21 protein-coding genes, 1 tRNA gene and 1 riboswitch are annotated in these 18,596 nt (G+C 50.8%); of the genes, 18 read left to right on the top strand and 4 right to left on the bottom strand.

What is annotated here, in order from left to right:
• Positions 1-2 precede the first annotated feature (2 nt).
• Complete coding sequence (locus tag C0977_RS04390) at positions 3-656, bottom strand: methionine ABC transporter permease (protein WP_023052915.1); 654 nt, start codon at positions 654-656, stop codon at positions 3-5.
• Positions 637-1,680 (bottom strand): methionine ABC transporter ATP-binding protein, encoded by a 1,044-nt coding sequence (locus C0977_RS04385; RefSeq protein ID WP_101912583.1) that lies wholly within the window; start codon positions 1,678-1,680, stop codon positions 637-639. The genes C0977_RS04390 and C0977_RS04385 overlap by 20 nt, the downstream gene beginning before the upstream one ends.
• Positions 1,681-1,757: 77 nt before the next feature.
• Positions 1,758-1,853, bottom strand: a riboswitch (SAM riboswitch).
• Positions 1,854-2,027: 174 nt separating this feature from the next.
• Here C0977_RS04385 and hpf point away from each other — a divergent pair.
• From hpf to C0977_RS10985, 4 genes are all read left to right on the top strand, one after another.
• Positions 2,028-2,552: a ribosome hibernation-promoting factor, HPF/YfiA family gene (hpf, locus tag C0977_RS04380; protein ID WP_101912582.1), complete on the top strand. Its 525-nt coding sequence runs from the start codon at positions 2,028-2,030 to the stop codon at positions 2,550-2,552.
• A 231-nt stretch (positions 2,553-2,783) separates the two neighbouring features.
• Entirely contained in the window at positions 2,784-3,317 is a 534-nt protein-coding gene (locus C0977_RS04375; RefSeq protein ID WP_159459033.1) for a flavodoxin, read from the top strand.
• Positions 3,318-3,642: 325 nt separating this feature from the next.
• Positions 3,643-4,164 (top strand): cyclophilin-like fold protein, encoded by a 522-nt coding sequence (locus C0977_RS04370; RefSeq protein ID WP_196806838.1) that lies wholly within the window; start codon positions 3,643-3,645, stop codon positions 4,162-4,164.
• Positions 4,165-4,618: 454 nt separating this feature from the next.
• Complete coding sequence (locus C0977_RS10985) at positions 4,619-5,047, top strand: cupin domain-containing protein (RefSeq protein WP_200814217.1); 429 nt, start codon at positions 4,619-4,621, stop codon at positions 5,045-5,047.
• 79 nt (positions 5,048-5,126) lie between these two features.
• Here C0977_RS10985 and C0977_RS04360 read toward each other — a convergent pair.
• Positions 5,127-5,210: transfer RNA gene (locus C0977_RS04360), tRNA-Leu, on the bottom strand.
• Positions 5,211-5,265: 55 nt separating this feature from the next.
• Positions 5,266-6,018, bottom strand: coding sequence for an exodeoxyribonuclease III (locus C0977_RS04355; protein WP_200814216.1), 753 nt, complete (start codon positions 6,016-6,018; stop codon positions 5,266-5,268).
• Positions 6,019-6,163: 145 nt separating this feature from the next.
• Here C0977_RS04355 and C0977_RS04350 point away from each other — a divergent pair, with 145 nt between their 5' ends.
• From C0977_RS04350 to atpD, 14 genes are all read left to right on the top strand, one after another.
• Positions 6,164-7,807, top strand: a complete 1,644-nt coding sequence (locus C0977_RS04350; RefSeq protein WP_234987569.1) for an alpha-D-glucose phosphate-specific phosphoglucomutase — start codon at positions 6,164-6,166, stop codon at positions 7,805-7,807.
• Positions 7,808-7,920: 113 nt separating this feature from the next.
• On the top strand, positions 7,921-8,193 hold the full coding sequence (locus C0977_RS04345) for an ACT domain-containing protein (RefSeq protein ID WP_101912578.1): 273 nt from the start codon (positions 7,921-7,923) through the stop codon (positions 8,191-8,193).
• 11 nt (positions 8,194-8,204) lie between these two features.
• Complete coding sequence (locus tag C0977_RS04340) at positions 8,205-9,563, top strand: PFL family protein (protein ID WP_101912577.1); 1,359 nt, start codon at positions 8,205-8,207, stop codon at positions 9,561-9,563.
• A gap of 37 nt (positions 9,564-9,600) precedes the next feature.
• Entirely contained in the window at positions 9,601-10,644 is a 1,044-nt protein-coding gene (locus C0977_RS04335) for an MraY family glycosyltransferase (protein ID WP_023052828.1), read from the top strand.
• A 19-nt stretch (positions 10,645-10,663) separates the two neighbouring features.
• The gene (gene wecB, locus C0977_RS04330) at positions 10,664-11,809 is read left to right on the top strand and encodes a non-hydrolyzing UDP-N-acetylglucosamine 2-epimerase (RefSeq protein WP_101912576.1); all 1,146 of its coding nucleotides are present in this window, start codon (positions 10,664-10,666) and stop codon (positions 11,807-11,809) included.
• Positions 11,810-11,999: 190 nt separating this feature from the next.
• Entirely contained in the window at positions 12,000-12,239 is a 240-nt protein-coding gene (locus tag C0977_RS04320) for an AtpZ/AtpI family protein (protein ID WP_101912574.1), read from the top strand.
• 23 nt (positions 12,240-12,262) lie between these two features.
• Positions 12,263-12,637 (top strand): ATP synthase subunit I, encoded by a 375-nt coding sequence (locus C0977_RS04315; RefSeq protein ID WP_101912573.1) that lies wholly within the window; start codon positions 12,263-12,265, stop codon positions 12,635-12,637.
• Positions 12,638-12,654: 17 nt separating this feature from the next.
• Positions 12,655-13,326, top strand: coding sequence for a F0F1 ATP synthase subunit A (gene atpB, locus C0977_RS04310; RefSeq protein WP_101912572.1), 672 nt, complete (start codon positions 12,655-12,657; stop codon positions 13,324-13,326).
• 61 nt (positions 13,327-13,387) lie between these two features.
• Entirely contained in the window at positions 13,388-13,636 is a 249-nt protein-coding gene (gene atpE / locus C0977_RS04305; RefSeq protein WP_023052769.1) for a F0F1 ATP synthase subunit C, read from the top strand.
• Between the two features lie 39 nt (positions 13,637-13,675).
• Positions 13,676-14,173 (top strand): F0F1 ATP synthase subunit B, encoded by a 498-nt coding sequence (gene atpF / locus C0977_RS04300; RefSeq protein ID WP_023052885.1) that lies wholly within the window; start codon positions 13,676-13,678, stop codon positions 14,171-14,173.
• Between the two features lie 2 nt (positions 14,174-14,175).
• Positions 14,176-14,745 carry an ATP synthase F1 subunit delta gene (gene atpH / locus C0977_RS04295; RefSeq protein WP_023052905.1) on the top strand — a complete coding sequence of 190 codons (570 nt, stop codon included), beginning with the start codon at positions 14,176-14,178 and terminating at the stop codon, positions 14,743-14,745.
• A complete protein-coding gene (atpA, locus tag C0977_RS04290) occupies positions 14,742-16,277 on the top strand; it encodes a F0F1 ATP synthase subunit alpha (protein ID WP_023052810.1) in 1,536 nt (511 codons plus the stop codon). Before atpH ends, atpA begins: the two co-directional genes overlap by 4 nt.
• 3 nt (positions 16,278-16,280) lie before the next feature.
• The gene (atpG, locus tag C0977_RS04285) at positions 16,281-17,135 is read left to right on the top strand and encodes an ATP synthase F1 subunit gamma (protein ID WP_101912571.1); all 855 of its coding nucleotides are present in this window, start codon (positions 16,281-16,283) and stop codon (positions 17,133-17,135) included.
• Positions 17,136-17,175: 40 nt separating this feature from the next.
• Complete coding sequence (gene atpD / locus C0977_RS04280) at positions 17,176-18,594, top strand: F0F1 ATP synthase subunit beta (RefSeq protein WP_023052869.1); 1,419 nt, start codon at positions 17,176-17,178, stop codon at positions 18,592-18,594.
• Positions 18,595-18,596: the final 2 nt, after the last annotated feature.

Here is an 18,596-nt window from a genome sequence, read left to right as displayed (position 1 = left end):
GTTCAGCGTTTATTCTTTTTCCGGGAAATCCAATCCCCGCCGCTTTGAATCAGATTTACACCGATAATGAGGATGATGATCGTCGCCAGCATGACGTCGGCGCGGAACCGCTGATAGCCGTAACGAATGGCGATGTCGCCGAGTCCGCCGCCGCCGATGGCACCGGCCATTGCCGATGCGCCGATGAGATTGACGATGAGGACGGTAACATTGTTAATAATTGTCGGCAGCGCTTCCGGCAAGAGTACCTTACAGATGATCTGAAAGGGTGTGGCCCCCATGGATTGCGCCGCTTCAATGAGTCCGAAGTCGACGTCGCGGATCGAGGTTTCGACGAGGCGGCTGAGAAAAGGAATTGCGACGATCGTCAGCGGGACACAGGCTGCTAACGTGCCGATTGAAGTGCCGGCAATAATACGGGTCAACGGGATGATGGCGACCATGAGAATAATAAACGGCACGGAACGGACAATATTGACGACAGTGCCGAGAATACGATTGATGAAACTGTTTTCCAGAATATGGCCTTTCGATGAAGTGACCAAGGTGACGCCGAGAGGGATGCCGATCAAAGAGCCGATGAACGTCGCTACACAAACCATGAATACCGTTTCTTCTATGCCTTGCGTCAGTAATTTAATGATTTCCGGGGACATAACCTAAAACCTCGCTTTCAATGGGTAATTCCTTGATGTATGAAAATGCTGCCGTTTGTGTTTCCATGTCGCCCATGATGACGATGACGAGATACCCGAAGGGCTCGTCCTGGATATAGTCGATGTCGCCGTAGAGGACGCTGACGGCGGCATTTGATTTTTTGGCGATATTCATCACGACCGGATCTTTCGTAATCTCGCCTTTGAAGCGAAGGCGCACGAGCATATTGCGGTCAGGCGCCGGTTGGTCGCTGATGCCCATTTTACGGATTCCCTCGGGGATTTCCGTATTGATAACGGATTTGACGAAGTCCTGCATCGTTTGTGATTGCGGGGCCGTAAAAATATCGACAACCCGCCCTTGCTCCTTAATAACGCCGCCTTCGATAACGGCGACGCGGTCACAGATTTCTTTAATGACCGCCATTTCATGCGTGATCAGGACAATCGTAAGGTTCAGGCGTTTGTTGATATTCTTCAACAAATCGAGGATCGATTTCGTCGTTTGCGGATCGAGGGCCGATGTGGCTTCATCGCAGAGGAGAATTTTTGGATCGCTGGCCAGGGCCCTGGCGATGCCGACGCGTTGTTTCTGGCCGCCAGATAATTGGGACGGATAATTGTATTGGCGGTCCGTCAGGTCTACGAGATCAAGCAATTCATCGACCTTTTTTTTGATCACCTCTTTTGAGGCTCCGATCAATTCGAGGGGGAAAGCAATGTTGTCAAAAACCGTACGTGAAGACAGGAGATTAAAATGTTGAAAGATCATGCCGATGTTTTTTCTTTCCCGGCGCAACTGGCTGTCGTTCATTGCCGTCAGCTCTTTGGTATTGATAATGACTTTGCCGCTCGTCGGTTTTTCCAGCATATTGATGCAACGCACCAACGTTGATTTACCGGCGCCGCTCTTGCCGATGATGCCGAATATCTCGCCGTCTTCGATCGTCAGATCAATGCCGTTTAAGGCGGTGACCTTCGCCTTGTCGCCGTAAGTTTTGGTGATATTTTCCAGGATAATCACGGTATCAGCTCCTTAAAACACAGTTTGTAAAATAAAAAAAGCCGTCAACAGTTGACGGCGCACCAGAACTAAGCTCATGTCATCTGTCGGAATCTCCGATGGAATTGGCACCTTCCCGAGTGGGGGTTGCCGCAGCTTCATAGGGCCAGTCCCTCTGCTGCTCTGGATGAACAGTATATTATGCTGTTGCCGTTTATCTTATCATGAACGGGAAATGATGTCAAACGGGAGTTGCCGTTTATTGCAAAACTTTCACAGCAGGAATTTGCATGTCGCTGTTGAATATATAAAATATAAGGGGAAATACGGTGCAAGCTTTATTTCCTTTATGAAAGGAAGGGATTTTTATGGCAGCAGTTGTAAGAGGTAAGAATATTGAAATTACTCCGGCATTAAAGGAGTACGTACTGAAGCATGAGAAAAAGGTTACCAAGTATTTCGATAGCGAAGTGAATTTGCAGGCCGTTCTTTCTATTGAAAAAGACACTAAAATTGCTGAACTTACAGTCAAGGTCGACGGCGTCGTGCTGCGGGTTGTAGAACGTAATGACGATATGTATGCCGCAATTGATCTCGGCTTTGACAAGATCGTGCGTCAGATTCATAAATATAAGACAAAAATTGCGCGCCGCATGAAGGGCGATTCCTTCCATGCCGCGTTGGTAGAAGGCCCTGACGCTCCGGAAGAAGAATTTGAAGTTGTCAGAACCAAGAAATTTGCCGCACGGCCGATGGATGTGGAAGAAGCAATTCTGCAAATGAATCTCGTCGGTCATGATTTCTTCGTTTTCCTCAACTCTGACACGGATACGATCAGTGTGGTCTATAAACGGAAACATGGTAAATACGGACTTATTGAGCCGGAATTCTGAGCAGTTGATCCCTTGCCTTTGTGGCAAGGGATTTTTTTGCAAAAAGACATGCTTTTTAAGTATATATGTATAGTTGACATAGGTATTAGCTATATTTTCGTTTTACTTGTATACTGAAAGCAAGATGGAGATAGTAAGATTGAAGGAGGGACAATGAAGAAAAATAAAAAAATTATTTTATGGATCGTAAGTATACTGAGTGTATTGGTATTGTTGCCGGGAGGAATGTATATGATGAGAAATAGAGCGGTTGTCACGTCAAGGGAGCAAACTGCGGCGGCGCCCCATAGTCTGCAAGATAAACGAGTCTTATTGGTCTATTACTCCTGGTCGGGAACGACGAGAGACGTTATATATGAGATACGGAAAAAGACAGGCGGCGACGTGTATGAGTTAGTGCCTGAAAAGCCTTACACGGGGTCTCATAGTGAAGTATCGGAACAGGCAAAAGAGGAGCAGGAGCAGGCATATCGGCCAAAGATCAAGAACCCTCTGCCTGATCTTGCGTTGTACGATGTCATCATCTTAGGCTATCCGATTTGGTGGTATGAAGAACCGATGATCGTCGACAGCTTTTTGGCAGCGGCGACGTGGGAAGGAAAAATCATTCTTCCCTTTTGCACCAGCGGCGGCAGTACTGTCGATCAAAGCGTTGACAATATACGCCGGCAAGCTCATGGAGCCACGGTGCTGCCGGGTTTGACTTTGCCGAACGGTTCCGGGACGGACGGTCTTTCCGAGTGGCTAAGTGAAAGCGGGTTTTAAGCGACTTTTCGTGACAGGGACCAACAGCTTATCCCGTTGCTGCGGAAGGAGCGCCGCATGCAGGCCATACGGCACGAGAGGATAACCGTTCCGAGAAGGTAGCGCTCACGATACGGCAGCGATCGGGAGAGATCTCTTTAAAAATGACGCGGCAAGGGGATAGGGTGAGTTGCTTCAATGAGGCGATTGGTTTCGATATCGACAGTATTCAGATCTTTCTTTTTCCGTTTTCGTCCTTGTCCGGCGCTGTGTCAAGTCGGATGGAACCCGTGGGCGGCGAACCTTGATTCCGGCAGAGAAGAAAATGCGCGTGAAGGAGACGGCAATGATGAAATATATGCAAGCGAAATGGAGTGTTCTTTTATTAGCAGCCTGTTTATTGCTCCTGCTCTCGGGCTGCGTTCCGAGCAAGGCTGACGAATCATCTCTCAGTCAGGGAGAAACGGCGTTGAAGCAGGTTATGGACGGACAGGATAGGGAGGAGGAAAAAAGGATGTATACCATTAAAGTGACGGTGCGTGGACAAAGCTTATATGGCACGCTGGAAAACAATGCAGCGACAAAAGCCTTGTTAAAACAATTCCCTTTGCACTTGCACATGGTCAATCTCTATGGCCGTGAAATGACGTACCGCTATGGTCAAGGCGCTTTGCCGACGGAACATTTACGGGCCGATCGGTATGACGTGGGCGATATCGTTTACTGGGCGCCGCGCGGCAGCTTTGTCATTCTTTATCAACAGAACGGCGAAGAATTTGAACGGCAGCAGTTAGGTCATTTGAACGGCGATTTGAGTATCTTCGCCGACGGCAGCGATGCAGATGTGACCATCGAAAGAGTGGAATAGGAACGTTACGGGACGAAAGGCGTCATTCATCAACGATTTACGGCTATAGAGGAGTGAAAAAGCATATAATGACGCTATCATCAGTGAAGGGTCAGGATAGCGATGAAACGTGATTGCTGCAATATTAGTTGGCTGTTGCTCAAAAAGAAAATATTTCCCGATCAACAGCCTTGCTTCCTTTGACGCAGCTGACTTTCAGCCGCCAATGGGGAGCGGAGGTGAAGGCGCCGCTTTTTGTGCGCTGCCGGCATGTTGTCCTTACCGACGCCGGTCTTATGTTGCGGCGCAGAGGCGAGGAAATTTTCACTTAGTCGAGTGGAAGAAATGGCTGCCGGCCTTTGGTCCGGGTAATGCCTTTCTCACTGATTTCAAAGAAGTATTTCAAAGAGCGTATATCTGGGGCGGCAGAGAAAAGAATAACACAGACCGGCAGATGATGAGAGGAAGGATAGAGATGAAAAATAAGGAACAATATGAAAAAGAATTGATCTTCCCCATAGGCAGGACGAACGATGATTATCAAGCGTATTTTGACGGTCAAAGTTATTTGGCGTCCCTGTCGGAAGAACAGGTCGTGATTCACAACATCACCTTTGAACCGGGCTGCCGTAATCATTGGCATAGTCATCGTGCCCTCAAGGGCGGCGGACAGATGCTGATCTGTGTCGGCGGCCGGGGCTATTACCAAGAATGGGGCAAAGAAGCCGTCTTAATGATGCCGGGAAGCGTTGTTCACATTCCGGCCAATGTCAAACATTGGCACGGCGCAGCGGCAGATTCATGGTTTTCCCATTTGTCGATCGGTATCAGCGGCGAAGGGGTTAGTACAGAATGGCTGGAAGCTGTCAGCGAGGAGGATTACAGCGCCGTTCATAAGAGATAAGAGATAAGAGAGACGTGGTATTGTTTGGCGCGTTTTTTCAATAAAAAAAGACATCCCTCGCGAGGGATGTCTTTTTGCTTGGTGCGAGTGGAGGGACTTGAACCCTCACGTCGTGAGACGCCAGATCCTAAGTCTGGTGCGTCTGCCATTCCGCCACACTCGCATGGTCGAATACGCTACGTATTTTACCACAAGCGGTAATAGGCGTCAATGGAAGTTCAGCGCAGCGAAAGTCCTACGGGACAGTGGTCGCTGCCTTCGATATCGGTATAAATATGAGCGTCTTGCAGACGGTCGGCGAGCGTTTGAGACGCTAAAAAGTAATCGATGCGCCAACCGGCGTTGTTTTGGCGCGCTTTGAAACGGTAGCTCCACCAGGAATAGATGCCGGCCGTATCAGGGTAGAAATAGCGCCACGTATCGATAAAGCCGCCGGCGAGAAGATCGGTCATCTTTTGCCGTTCTTCATCGGAAAAACCGGCGTTGTTGCGGTTGGTTTTCGGGTTTTTCAGATCGATTTCTTCATGGGCCACGTTCAGGTCGCCGCAGACGATAACCGGCTTCTTATCGGTCAGGCCGAGCAGATAGGTGCGAAAATCGTCTTCCCATTTCATGCGGTACGGCAGTCGGACCAATTCGCTTTGGCTGTTCGGCGTATAACACGTGAGAAAATAAAAATCGGCGAACTCCAGCGTTATTAACCGGCCCTCGTGATCGTGTTCGTCAATGCCCATGCCGTAGGTTACGGCTTTCGGCCGGATACGCGTAAAGACGGCGGTGCCGCTGTAGCCTTTTTTGTCGGCGTAGTTCCAATATTGTTCATAACCGGGCAGCGTCAATTCGATCTGCCCTTCCTGCAATTTTGTTTCCTGCAGACCGACGATGTCGGCGTCCAGTTCGTTGAAAATTTCTGTAAAGCCTTTTTTCATGACGGCGCGCAGGCCGTTTACATTCCAGGAAACCAGTTTCATGATCTGTTATCCTTTCGTTTCGGTACTGTCCGAAGTAATTCGAATTTGGTATAATTGAGCTTGTAAAGACAAAAGTCTGTTGATTGAAGACAGTTTGCTTTATTGATCCTATTGTATAGAAACTTCATTAGGTTGTCAAAATCAGATGGGTAAGGTGACGGAGATGGCGATTCATGCATTAGCAGGTACGAGAATAAGAAAGGAAGATTACATCGATTTGCAGCAGTTGGCGACGGCCTACGCAACGATTCAGCCCGATGTAACGCAGCCGGCGCAGCGTGTCCGCTTCGGCACGTCGGGGCATCGCGGACAGGCCGGGAACGGCAGTTTTACGGCCGCCCATGTAGCAGCCGTCACGCAGGCCGTTTGCACGCTGCGCCGTTCTTTCGGCGCGTCGGGGCCTCTTTTTGTCGGCGCCGACACTCATTTTTTGTCCAAATTGGCTTACCATACGGTTCTTTCCGTGTTAACGGCGAACGGCGTCGAGGCCTTTGTTGACAGCGATGATGACTTCGTTCCCACGCCGTCCGTATCCCGGGCGATTTTGCGTTATAATCGGGAACGCACGCAGGGACTGGCCGACGGTCTCATCATTACGCCGTCCCACAATCCGCCGGAGCACGGCGGGATCAAATACAATCCGATCAGCGGCGGCCCTGCCGAAACGGCGATTACGCAAGCCATAGAAGCGGAGGCGAACCGTTTGCTGGCAGGCGGGAACCGAGAGGTCAGAAGCGTTGCTGCCGGCGCGGCCTGCGGGACGCCTTACGATTTCAAGGGGCTGTATGTCGGCGAACTGGAAACCATGCTGGACATGGACGCTATTCGCCGCGGTAATAGCCGTATTCTGGTCAATGCCTTAGGCGGTTCGGGAATGAACTACTGGCGTAAGATCTCGGAACAGTACGGAATTCCCATCGATTTCGTCAATGATTCGTACGATCCGCAATTCACCTTTATGAATTATGACCACGACGGCAAGGTGAGGATGGATTGCTCTTCGTCCTACGTCATGTCTGCCGTGGCGACGGCGGCTACGGCGTATGATCTGATTTTGGCCAACGATCCCGACTATGATCGCTTCGGTGTCGTGTCGGGACGCGACGGCATGATCTCCGCCAACGCGTATTTGACCGTTGCGGCTCATTATCTGTTGACGCATCGGCAGTTCAGCGGCAAGGGAATTGCCAAGACCGTCGTGACGACGGATTTGCTGTCACGCGTGGCAGAACAGTTGGCAGTGCCGGTCTATGAGGTACCTGTCGGGTTCAAGTATTTCGGGTCTCTGTTTTCGGCAGGAAAAATCGCTTTTGCCGGCGAAGAAAGTGCCGGCGCCTCGTTCGTTGCCAAAGACGGCGCCGTTTGGACGACCGATAAGGACGGTATCGTAATGTGTCTGCTGGCAGCGGAAATCAAGGCTGTTACCGGAAAATCTCCCTTGCCGTATTATACTGACCTGTGCGCTTCGCTGGGGCGGCCGGTGGCAGTCCGCAGTGACGCGCCGGCATCGCTGGAAGAGAAGGATAAAATCAGCAGGTTGACGGCGGCTGACGTGTCGGAGACCTCTCTTTGCGGCAGTCCCATCTTGTCCGTTCTCTCGAAATCCCCGTATGGCGATTACGCTGTCGGCGGCGTCAAGATATCCCTGGCAAACGGCTGGATCGCTGCCAGGCCGTCGGGAACGGAGGACATGTATAAGCTGTATGCCGAAAGCTTTGTATCTGAAGAACATGCAAATGAATTGCTGGAAGAAGGAAAAAATTTAATTGCTAAAGCCTTAGCCAAATAAATATAAACAGATAGAAAAAGGTAGTTTATGCATCGTTGCCGTTATGGAATTTGCAACATTAACATGCTATAATAACGTATATGACAGTCAAATATAGAGGAGTTGGCATATTTATGAAGGTGGTTATTACTGTTGTCGGCGTAGACCGTACGGGAATTATTGCTTCCGTCAGCCGCATCATGGCGGAACAGGCAATCAATATTTTAACGATTAATCAGGTGATTTTAGACGGTATTTTCAATATGGTTATGATCGTCGATACCGAAGGGGCCGCTATCGGATTGAGCGAATTGCAGACCCTGCTGAAGGCTGCGGGAGATGAATTGGGCGTGGAAATTCGGGCACAGAATCAGGAAATTTTCAATGCCATGCACCGCATCGGATAAGGAGTGACGATATGCTGACGATTCATGACGTATTAGAAACGAATCAGATGATTCAGAAAAATAATCTTGACGTTCGAACGATAACGCTGGGAATCAGTCTTCTCGACTGTTGCGCCGCCGACGGCAAGACATTGTGCCGGAATATTTATGATAAGATCACGAAATATGGGGAAAACTTGGTGAAAACGGGTGAAGATATTGGCCGTGAATTCGGCGTGCCCATCATCAACAAGCGCGTTTCCGTAACGCCGATCGGTATTGTAGCCGATTCCAGCGACCTGGAAAACTACGCGCCTGTTGCGCAGGTTATGGACAAGGCGGCGAAAGAAATCGGCATCGATTTTATCGGCGGTTTTTCCGCGCTCGTCGAACGGGGATATACTGCAGGGGATCGAAAGCTCATCGCTTCCATCGCCGAGGCGTTGAGCACGACCGATCTCGTCTGTAGTTCCGTTGCCGTCGCTTCGACTAAGGCCGGCATCAATATGGACGCCGTTGCCGAAATGGGCCGCGTCATCAAAGAATTGAGTTTTCTGACAAAAGAAAATGATGCTTTAGGTTGTGCCAAACTGGTAGTCTTTTCCAACGCCGTTGAAGATAATCCCTTTATGGCCGGCGCTTTTCACGGCGTAACACAAGGCGATGCCTGCGTCAGCGTCGGCGTCAGCGGGCCCGGCGTCGTGAAGCGGGCTCTGGAAGAAGTGCAGGGAGCCCCCTTTGATGTCGTTGCCGAAACGATCAAGAAGACGGCTTTCAAAATCACGCGTGTAGGGCAGTTGGTCGCGATGGAGGCTTCCAAACGCCTGCACGTTCCTTTCGGTATTATCGATCTTTCTTTGGCGCCGACTCCGGCGGTCGGGGACAGCGTTGCCGCCATCTTGGAAGAAATGGGACTGGAAAGTTGCGGAGCCAGCGGTACGACGGCGGCGCTGGCATTGTTGAACGACGCCGTAAAAAAAGGCGGCCTTATGGCGTCTTCCCGTGTCGGCGGCCTGTCCGGCGCCTTCATTCCCGTCAGTGAAGATAAGGGGATGATCGAAGCGGTTGCTCGCGGCAGCCTGACGTTGGAAAAATTGGAGGCCATGACCTGTGTCTGTTCCGTCGGACTTGATATGATCGCCGTTCCCGGCGATACGCCGGCGGCGACTGTCGCGGCAATTATTGCCGACGAAGCGGCGATCGGCATGATCAATAATAAGACGACGGCAGTCCGCCTGATCCCGGTTCCGGGTAAGAACGTCGGCGATGCCGTGGAATTCGGCGGTCTCTTGGGACATTGCCCCGTCATTGCCGTCAACTCCTATAAAGCCGATGATTTTATTGCCCGCGGCGGTCGTATTCCGGCGCCGATGCGCAGTTTGACGAATTAGAGCGTAGCAGCGATTTCAGAGAAAGTAGGCGTATTTCGTGCAAGCATATTTTGTGCCTTTTTTTATTTCCCTCATTTTGGCCTATGCGTTGACTCCGGCTGTCAAGAAGCTGGCTATTAAAGTCGGCGCCGTGGACCGGCCCAACGCCAGAAAGGTGCATACCCGTATCATTCCGCGTCTGGGAGGATTGGCGATTTTTGCCGGGTTTATCGTTTCCGTTCTTTTTTGCATGCCCCTGACGAGCGAGCTTTTCGGACTGCTGGCAGGTTGCACGGCGATCGTCGCTCTGGGCATTTGGGATGATATTTGCAATATTCCGGCGAAGGTGAAACTTGCCGGTCAGATCATCGCCGCAGCCATTCCCGTAGCTTTCGGGATTCGGATCGAATGGCTGACCAATCCTTTCGGGACGCTTATCGTGCTGCCTGACTGGATCGCCGTACCGGTGACGATTTTTTGGATCATCGGCTTTACCAACACCGTTAACCTTATCGACGGCTTGGACGGTCTGGCCGCCGGAGTCTCCGTCATCGCGTCCATTGCCATGTTTTTTATTGCCGTCACGATGAATCAGTACCTGCCGGCAATGATCATCGTCGCCATGGCCGGCGCTTCGCTCGGCTTTTTGCAATATAACTTCAATCCGGCAAAGATTTTCATGGGCGATACGGGCAGCATGCTGCTCGGCTATACCATGGCCGTCGTCGCCGTCCTCGGCCTGGTGAAAACGGCGGCTACCGTGGCTCTCGTCGTGCCGGTCATCGCTTTGGGGCTGCCTATTTTGGATACGCTCTTTGCCATTGTGCGCCGCAAGATGAGCGGCGTACCTGTTTTTCAGCCTGACAAGGGGCATCTGCACCATCGCCTTCTGGCTTTAGGCATGACGCAAAAACAGGCCGTACTGATTATGTATCTGATTACGTTGATCTTAGGCCTTGTCGCCGTGTTTGTGGCGACGGTCAGCTATAAGACGGGAATAATCACCGTCCTTATTGTACTGACGGCGATTATTTATACGGCGAAGCGCATCGGCATCTTACGTAAAATGCCGAACCCGGCGGCGCAAAAGCCGGTAAAATGAATTTGGAGGTGGCACGTTTATGCTCAAGGTGATGACCATATTCGGTACACGGCCTGAAGCGATCAAGATGGCTCCAGTCGTCTTGGAACTGAAAAAGCATGCTGCAGAAATCGAGACGGTCGTTACCGTTACGGCGCAGCACAGGCAGATGCTGGATCAGGTCTTGAAGTTGTTCCGTATTCGGCCCGATTACGATCTGGATATCATGTCGCAGGGCCAAACGTTATATGATATTACGACACGGGCGCTGCAGGGGCTGAAAACCGTGCTGGAAAAAGAAAAACCCGATCTCGTCCTGGTTCACGGCGATACGACGACGACCTTCGCCGGAGCGCTGGCGGCGTATTATCAGCAAATTCCCGTAGGGCATGTCGAAGCCGGCCTGCGCACGGGAAACATCTATTCCCCTTTTCCGGAAGAGATGAATCGCAAGCTGACCGGCGCCATGACGGCCGTTCATTTTTCGCCGACGCCTACGGCCAAGGCAAACCTTCTTCGCGAAGGCATTGCGGAGAACTCCGTCTACGTAACGGGAAATACGGTAATCGACGCGCTGATGAATACGGTTCGCGACGATTACCGTTTCGCCGATGACGAGTTGCAGGGAATCGATTTCGGCCGGCGCCGGATGATTCTGCTTACAACGCATCGGCGGGAAAATCTCGGCGAGCCCATGCGGCATATTTATAAGGCATTGCGTTCTATTATCGACGAAATTCCCGATACGGAAATCGTTTTTCCCGTCCACCGCAATCCGCTGGTGCGCCGCGTTGTCGAAGAAGAATTGTCCGGCGCCGCGCGAATACATCTTATTGAACCGCTTGAATATGAACCGTTTGCCAACTTAATGAATCGCAGCTGTCTGGTCCTCACCGATTCCGGCGGCATTCAGGAAGAGGCGCCGTCGTTGGGCAAGCCCGTCTTGGTCTTGCGCGATACGACGGAACGCCCTGAAGCCATTGCAGCCGGTACGGTGCGATTGATCGGCACCCGTAAGGATGTCGTCTATGGGGAAACAAAAAAGCTGTTGACTGACGATGCTGCTTACGAGCAGATGAGTAATGCCGTTAATCCTTACGGAGACGGCTTAGCGGCGAAACGGATCGTTCAGGCGATTTTGTATGTTTTCTGTAAATTTAAAGAAAAACCGGAGGAATTTCTTTAAAAAATTCGCCGTCCCTTCGGCGAATTGCAGTAAACTGATACATGAAAATAATGATAAAAAGAAACCATACGTAAAAAGTTGCTTTCAGAATATTATGAGTGATAAAATGAGTATGCAGTCTTTTTTACGAGGGCATTTTGTTGCCGTAAACGGACTGCTCTATGAAAACGGATAAGTGTCGTGGTGGCAGATGATTCGGAAAAACGGAAAAAATACAGGTTTGCTGCATTTAATTGCCGTCGCCGCTTCTTTGGGGCTGACCCTGTTCGTCAATATCGTCGTCGGCGTTCTGATCGGGCGCTTTATTGACGGGTTCTTGAACAGTGAGCCTTTCGGTTTGATCTTTTGCGCACTTCTGGGAGCGGCGACCGGATTTTGGTCCTTGTACAAGCGGGCGCTTGCACTTTATCAAGAAGAAGATGAGCGCTGAACGCGGCGCGAAGGGGAGTGCCCATGGACGAATTTGTACGGTATGTAAAAAAAACGCTGCTCCGCCTCACGGCCTTGACCCTTGTCGGCGCTGCCGTCATGGCTGCCGCCGGAAAATACGGACTCCTTTCCGGTTGGTTTATCGGCAGTCTGCTCAATATTGTTTATTTTTTGATGCTGAGCAGTCGCCTTTTCCGTTCTGCAAAGATGCAGCCGGTTAAAGCGCTGCATTTCATTCGCACCGGCGCCGTTATCAGGCTTTTACTGATCGTGCTGGCCGTTATTTTGGTTTTACAGTTTCCGCAGATTAATATCTTCTCTTTTGTAGGCGGCATTTTCACCTACAGATTATTGATCTTTGCAGAAACCGTGAGTATTTCCGTACGACATTCTGAATAAGGAAGGAGGTGGAATTCTTGGAACTGCACACGGGGCATCATCTGATAATTCAGTTTTTGGGAATGGACGTCAATATGGATACGATCTACTTGACGTGGCTAGTAGCGCTGTTGGTCATTATCGTGACCGTAAGTGCGACGAGAAGCAGGGCGCTTGTTCCTTCGGGATTGCAAAATGCCGTTGAAATGATCATTGAGGCTCTTTTGGCCCAATTCAAGGAAACGCTGGGGCCGAAGTGGCAACAAGTCGTCTCTGTCTTATTAACATTCTTCTTATTCATCCTTTTCAGTAATGAACTCGGTCTTTTACCGAGCCCGCATCTGTTGGCTTCACCTACGAATGACTTGAATACGACGCTGGGATTGGCACTGGTATCGACCTTCATGGTCCATTACGTGGCACTGAAGAATCAAGGAGTCAAGAAGCATGTCAAGCATTATTTTGAACCCTTTGTTCCTTTTGTCCTCATGAATATTCTGGAAGAGTTTACCAAACCGTTGACTTTGGCCTTCCGTCTTTTCGGCAATATTCTGGCCGGAGAGATACTGCTGGAAGTTTTATATAAACTGGTGCCGGCAGGGGTGCCGATCGTCTGGTTGATTTTCAGTCTGTTCATCGGCCTGATTCAGGCTTTTATTTTCACAATTCTGGTTACGTCGTATTTGGCAGATTCCTTAGAATCCGATTAAGAACAAATGCGCAGAAACAAGTAAGATTTTCATTTATCTACATTCAGGGAGGAATTATATCATGGATCATTCATTAGTATTGGCATTTTCCGCATTAGGTGCAGCAATTGGTATCGGTTTGGCAGCTTTGGGCGCCGCTATCGGTGACGGCCATGCAGCCGCTAAAATGCTCGAAGGTACGGCGCGTCAGCCGGAAATGGGCGGTAAGCTTCTCGTCAACATGTTGATCTCCGTAGGCCTGATCGAATCCATGCCTATTATTGCAGCCGTTATCGCCATCGTCTTAGTATTTGCCAATCCGCTTATCTGATATGCTTTGGCATAGGTATGATAAAAGGAGGGAAATACCTTGGTCACCATCAACGGTACATTGATCTTCCAATTCATCAACTTTTTTATCCTCGTCGCTATTTTGGCGAAATTCGCCTATAAGCCTATTTTAAAGGTGTTGGAAGACCGCAAGAATAAGATTGCCGATGATCTGAGCAGTGCCGAAAACGCACGTGAAGAAGCTGAACAGCTGAAGCTCGACTATCAAAAGCAATTGCAGACAGCCCGGGCAGAAGCGCAGGCTATTATTGACAAGGCCGTCAAACAGGCCGATGTGGAAGGGCAGGCACATTTGGATGCCATTCGCCAACAGATAACCAGAGAAAAAGAGTTGGCGCAGGCGCAGATTGCCAGCGAGAGAGAAGCTGCTATCCGTGAAATGCGTAATGAAGTAGTGAACCTGTCTATGGCTGTGGCAGAAAAGCTGCTCAAAAAGAATATGGATACAGATATGAATTCAAAGCTCATCGCCGAATGCATCGAACAGATGGATGCGCGGCAGGCTAACGGTAACTGATCATGATACCGGAAGTCGTTTACAGTAAGTACAGCCAGGCAATGTTCGATATTGCCACGGAACAGCAGAAACTTGACGAATATGGCAGGGAATTGAAAAGTGTGCGGGATACGCTTCGGGAAAATCCCGAGTTGCGTAAATTTCTGGCTCATCCCCTGGTGCCGCAGGCCGCGAAAAAGGATACGATCAGGCAGGTTTTTGCCGATGTTCTGTCGCCCATTGTCTGTCAATTTCTTTATGTCATGGTAGATCGGCGCAGAGAAGCCGCGATTGCCGAAGCGATCGAAGGGTTCATCGATTTGTCACGTGCTGCGCAGAATATCGATATTGCCAAGATCCGTGTCGTCAAACCGTTGTCGGCCGAAGAAGAAGCTAAACTTGTAGCCAGCCTTGAAAGTATGACAGGCAAGAAGATCGAACCGTTATACTACACCGATCCGTCTATTATCGGCGGCGTCGTCATCCAGATTGGTGATCAAGTAATCGACGGCAGCTTGCTGCGGCAGCTCCGTAATATGAAACATTCACTGCTGAATGTGAATGTAACGAATGAGGTGACGGACGAAAAATGAATATGAAGCCAGAAGAAATTACGGCGATAATCAAAAAACAGATCGAAGACTATAACGTCGAAACCAATGTCGACGACGTCGGCACCGTCCTGGAAGTCGGCGACGGCATTGCGCACATCTACGGCCTGGATAAGGCCATGTCCGGCGAATTGCTGGAACTTCCTCACGACGTGTACGGCCTCGTCCTGAATCTGGAAGAAGATAATGTAGGCGCCGTTTTATTGGGAAATGATGAATTGATTAAAGAAGGCGACACCGTTCGCCGTACGGGCCGCGTTATGCAGGTTCCCGTCGGAGATGCCCTGATCGGCCGTGTCGTGAATCCGTTGGGCGTGCCCATTGACGGCAAAGGCGCAATCAATACGACCGAATCCCGTCTCGTAGAATTGCGTGCCTCCGGCATTGCCGACCGGCAACCTGTCAAAAAGCCGTTACAAACTGGGTTGAAGGCTATTGACTCCATGGTTCCCATCGGCCGCGGACAACGTGAACTGATCATCGGTGACCGCGGTACCGGTAAGACCGCTATCGCCATTGATACGATTATCAACCAGAAAGACAGCGATGTCATCTGCGTCTATGTCGCTATCGGGCAGAAAGCTTCGACGGTAGCGCGCGTTGTGCGGACGCTGGAAGAACACGGCGCGATGGACTATACCATCGTTGTCGCTGCCGGTGCATCTGACGGCGCGCCGCTCCAGTACCTGGCTCCGTATTCCGGCGTTTCCATGGGCGAATACTTCATGTATCAGGGAAAAGATGTTCTTTGCGTTTATGATGATTTGTCGAAACATGCCCAGGCTTATCGTGCCATGAGTTTGCTTCTCCGTCGTCCGCCGGGACGTGAAGCCTATCCCGGTGACGTATTCTACTTACATTCCCGCCTGCTCGAACGCGCTGCCAAGCTGTCCGATGAATTGGGCGGCGGTTCGATTACGGCCCTGCCGATCATCGAAACGCTGGCAGGCGATTTGTCCGCATATATTCCGACAAATGTTATTTCCATTACGGACGGACAGATATTCCTGGAAACGGAACTTTTCAACTCCGGCGTCCGTCCGGCTATTAACGTCGGCCTTTCCGTATCCCGCGTAGGCGGTTCGGCGCAGATTAAGGCCATGAAGAAGATCGCCGGCACACTTCGTCTGGATCTGGCGCAATATCGCGAATTGGCCGCTTTTGCGCAGTTCGGATCCGACCTCGATAAAAATACGAAAGCGCAAATCGATCGCGGCGAACGGACGATGCAAATGCTGATTCAGCCGCAGTATCAGCCGATGGCGGTCGAAGATCAGGTAATGGAAATTTATCTGGCTGTCAAAGGGTACCTGATGCCTGTTCAGGTCGATGAAATTACGGAATTTGAAGAAAAATTCATCGCCTACATGCATGCAAACCATCCCGAAGTGGGCCAGCACATTAAAGAAACGAAGGAACTTGCACCAGCGGACGAAGAAATCCTCAAAAAGGCGATCGCCGAATTCACGAAGGATTACGGCGCATCCCACGAATTAGTCAAAGAGGAGGAATAGTCTATGCCGAGTGCACGCGAAATAAACAGGCGGATTAAGTCCGTTACCAATACGCAGCAAATCACGAAGGCCATGAAGATGGTATCTTCCGTGCGTTTGCGCCGTGCACAGGAACGGGCTTTGGCAACGGCTTCTTATACAGAAAAGATAGAAGGCATGTTGCAGCGCCTGTCGGCGGCGGCCGGCAGCAGTGACAGCCCTCTTTTCGAACAGCGTGACGTCAAACGCACCTGCTATATCATCATCGGCTCCGACAAAGGTCTGGCTGGCGCCTTTAACGCCAACATCAACAAGACCATGACCGCCGTCCTGCAAAGCCGGGATAAAGATGCGCTCACCATCTACGCCAGCGGCAGGAAACCGAACGAATACTTAAGGCATCTGCGGGTGACGCCGGCAGAACGGTGGAGCGGTTTTTCCGATAAGCCGCAGTTCACGCATGCGCAGCAGCTGGCTGATAAAGCTGTCGCCGCCTTCCTTGACGGTACCGTTGATGAAGTGTATGTCATCTATACGAAATTCCGCTCGGCGTTGTCGCAGGAAGTCATTACGGAACGGCTGCTGCCGATCATGCCGGCGACGGTAAAGAAAGAAGGGCCGTCGGAAGAATATTTCTTCGTTCCCGATGCGCAGCAGGTGTTGGAAACGCTGTTGCCCCATTATGTGCAGATGTTTTTGTACAACGGCCTTCTCCAATCGGCGGCCAGCGAGTTGGGCGCGCGGATGACGGCCATGACGTCGGCGACGGATAATGCCGGCGAATTGATCGAACGGCTGACAGTTAACTATAATAAAGTACGTCAGGCAGGCATTACGAATGAATTGACGGAAATCGTCAGCGGAGCGAATGCCCTGTAAGCAGCGCGTATATACATGTATTAGAGAGGAGAACCTCTTCATGAGTAATAATATTGGGAAAGTAATTCAGGTTATCGGACCTGTAATTGACGTGCGGTTTTCTGCAGAAGAAGACTTGCCGGCAATTTATACCGCCATTCATGTTACCGGCGGTGAAGGCGCTCAGTCCGTTGACCTCGTAGCTGAAGTCATGCAGCACCTGGGCGATGACGTCGTCCGTTGTGTTGCCATGAGCTCTACCGACGGGCTGGTACGCGGCATGAGCGCCGAAAATACGGGAAACCCCATCAAGATTCCCGTAGGGAAAGGCGTATTGGGACGTATTTTCAACGTCCTCGGTGAAACGGTAGATAAGGTAGACGATAAAGTGGAAGCCGATGAATATTGGCCGATCCATCGTCCCGTTCCGAAATATGAAGACCAGTCGCCGGAAACGGAGATCCTTGAAACGGGGATCAAAGTCGTCGATCTGATCGCGCCGTACGTAAAAGGCGGCAAGATCGGTCTCTTCGGCGGCGCCGGCGTCGGCAAGACGGTTTTGATCATGGAACTGATCCACAATGTCGCGACGGAACACGGCGGCTACTCCGTATTTACCGGCGTAGGCGAACGGACGCGTGAAGGCAACGACTTGTGGAACGAAATGAAGGAATCAGGCGTTATTAATAAGACGGCATTGGTTTACGGACAGATGAACGAACCGCCCGGAGCCCGTATGCGCGTCGGCCTGACCGGTCTTACGATGGCGGAATATTTCCGCGACAAAGAACATCAGGACGTTTTGCTCTTTATCGATAATATTTTCCGTTTCATTCAGGCCGGTTCGGAAGTATCGGCTCTGCTCGGCCGTATACCGTCGGCCGTAGGCTATCAGCCGACGCTGGGAACCGACGTCGGCGCCCTGCAGGAACGCATTACGTCGACGAAGAACGGTTCCATCACGTCGGTACAGGCCGTTTACGTGCCTGCCGACGACTTGACGGACCCCGCGCCGGCAGCCACCTTCGCGCATTTGGATGCGACGACGGTTCTGTCGCGTCAGATCGCCGAACTCGGTATTTACCCGGCCGTCGATCCTCTCGATTCGACGTCTCGTATCCTCGATCCCCACATTATCGGCGAAGATCATTATGAAACGGCCCGCGCCGTACAATCAATCTTGCAGAAGTATAACGACTTGCAGGATATCATTGCCATTCTCGGTATCGACGAATTGTCGGAAGAAGATAAGCTGACAGTTGCCCGTGCCCGTAAGATTCAGCGTTTCCTGAGTCAACCCTTTGCCGTTGCCGAACAGTTTACCGGTCAGGAAGGCCGCTACGTTCCCTTGAAGGAAACGATTGCAGGCTTCAAAGAAATTCTTTCCGGCAAGTGCGACGATATGCCGGAACAAGCGTTCTACATGGTCGGCAATATTCAGGAAGCATATGAAAAGGCCAAGACTCTGAAAGGAGAATAGGC

The organism is Megasphaera vaginalis (ex Bordigoni et al. 2020), from assembly GCF_900240295.1.
Classification (GTDB): Bacteria; Bacillota; Negativicutes; order Veillonellales; family Megasphaeraceae; genus Megasphaera; species Megasphaera vaginalis.
Note: the sequence above shows the minus strand (reverse complement) of the source record. Positions and strands in the feature narration are given on the sequence as shown.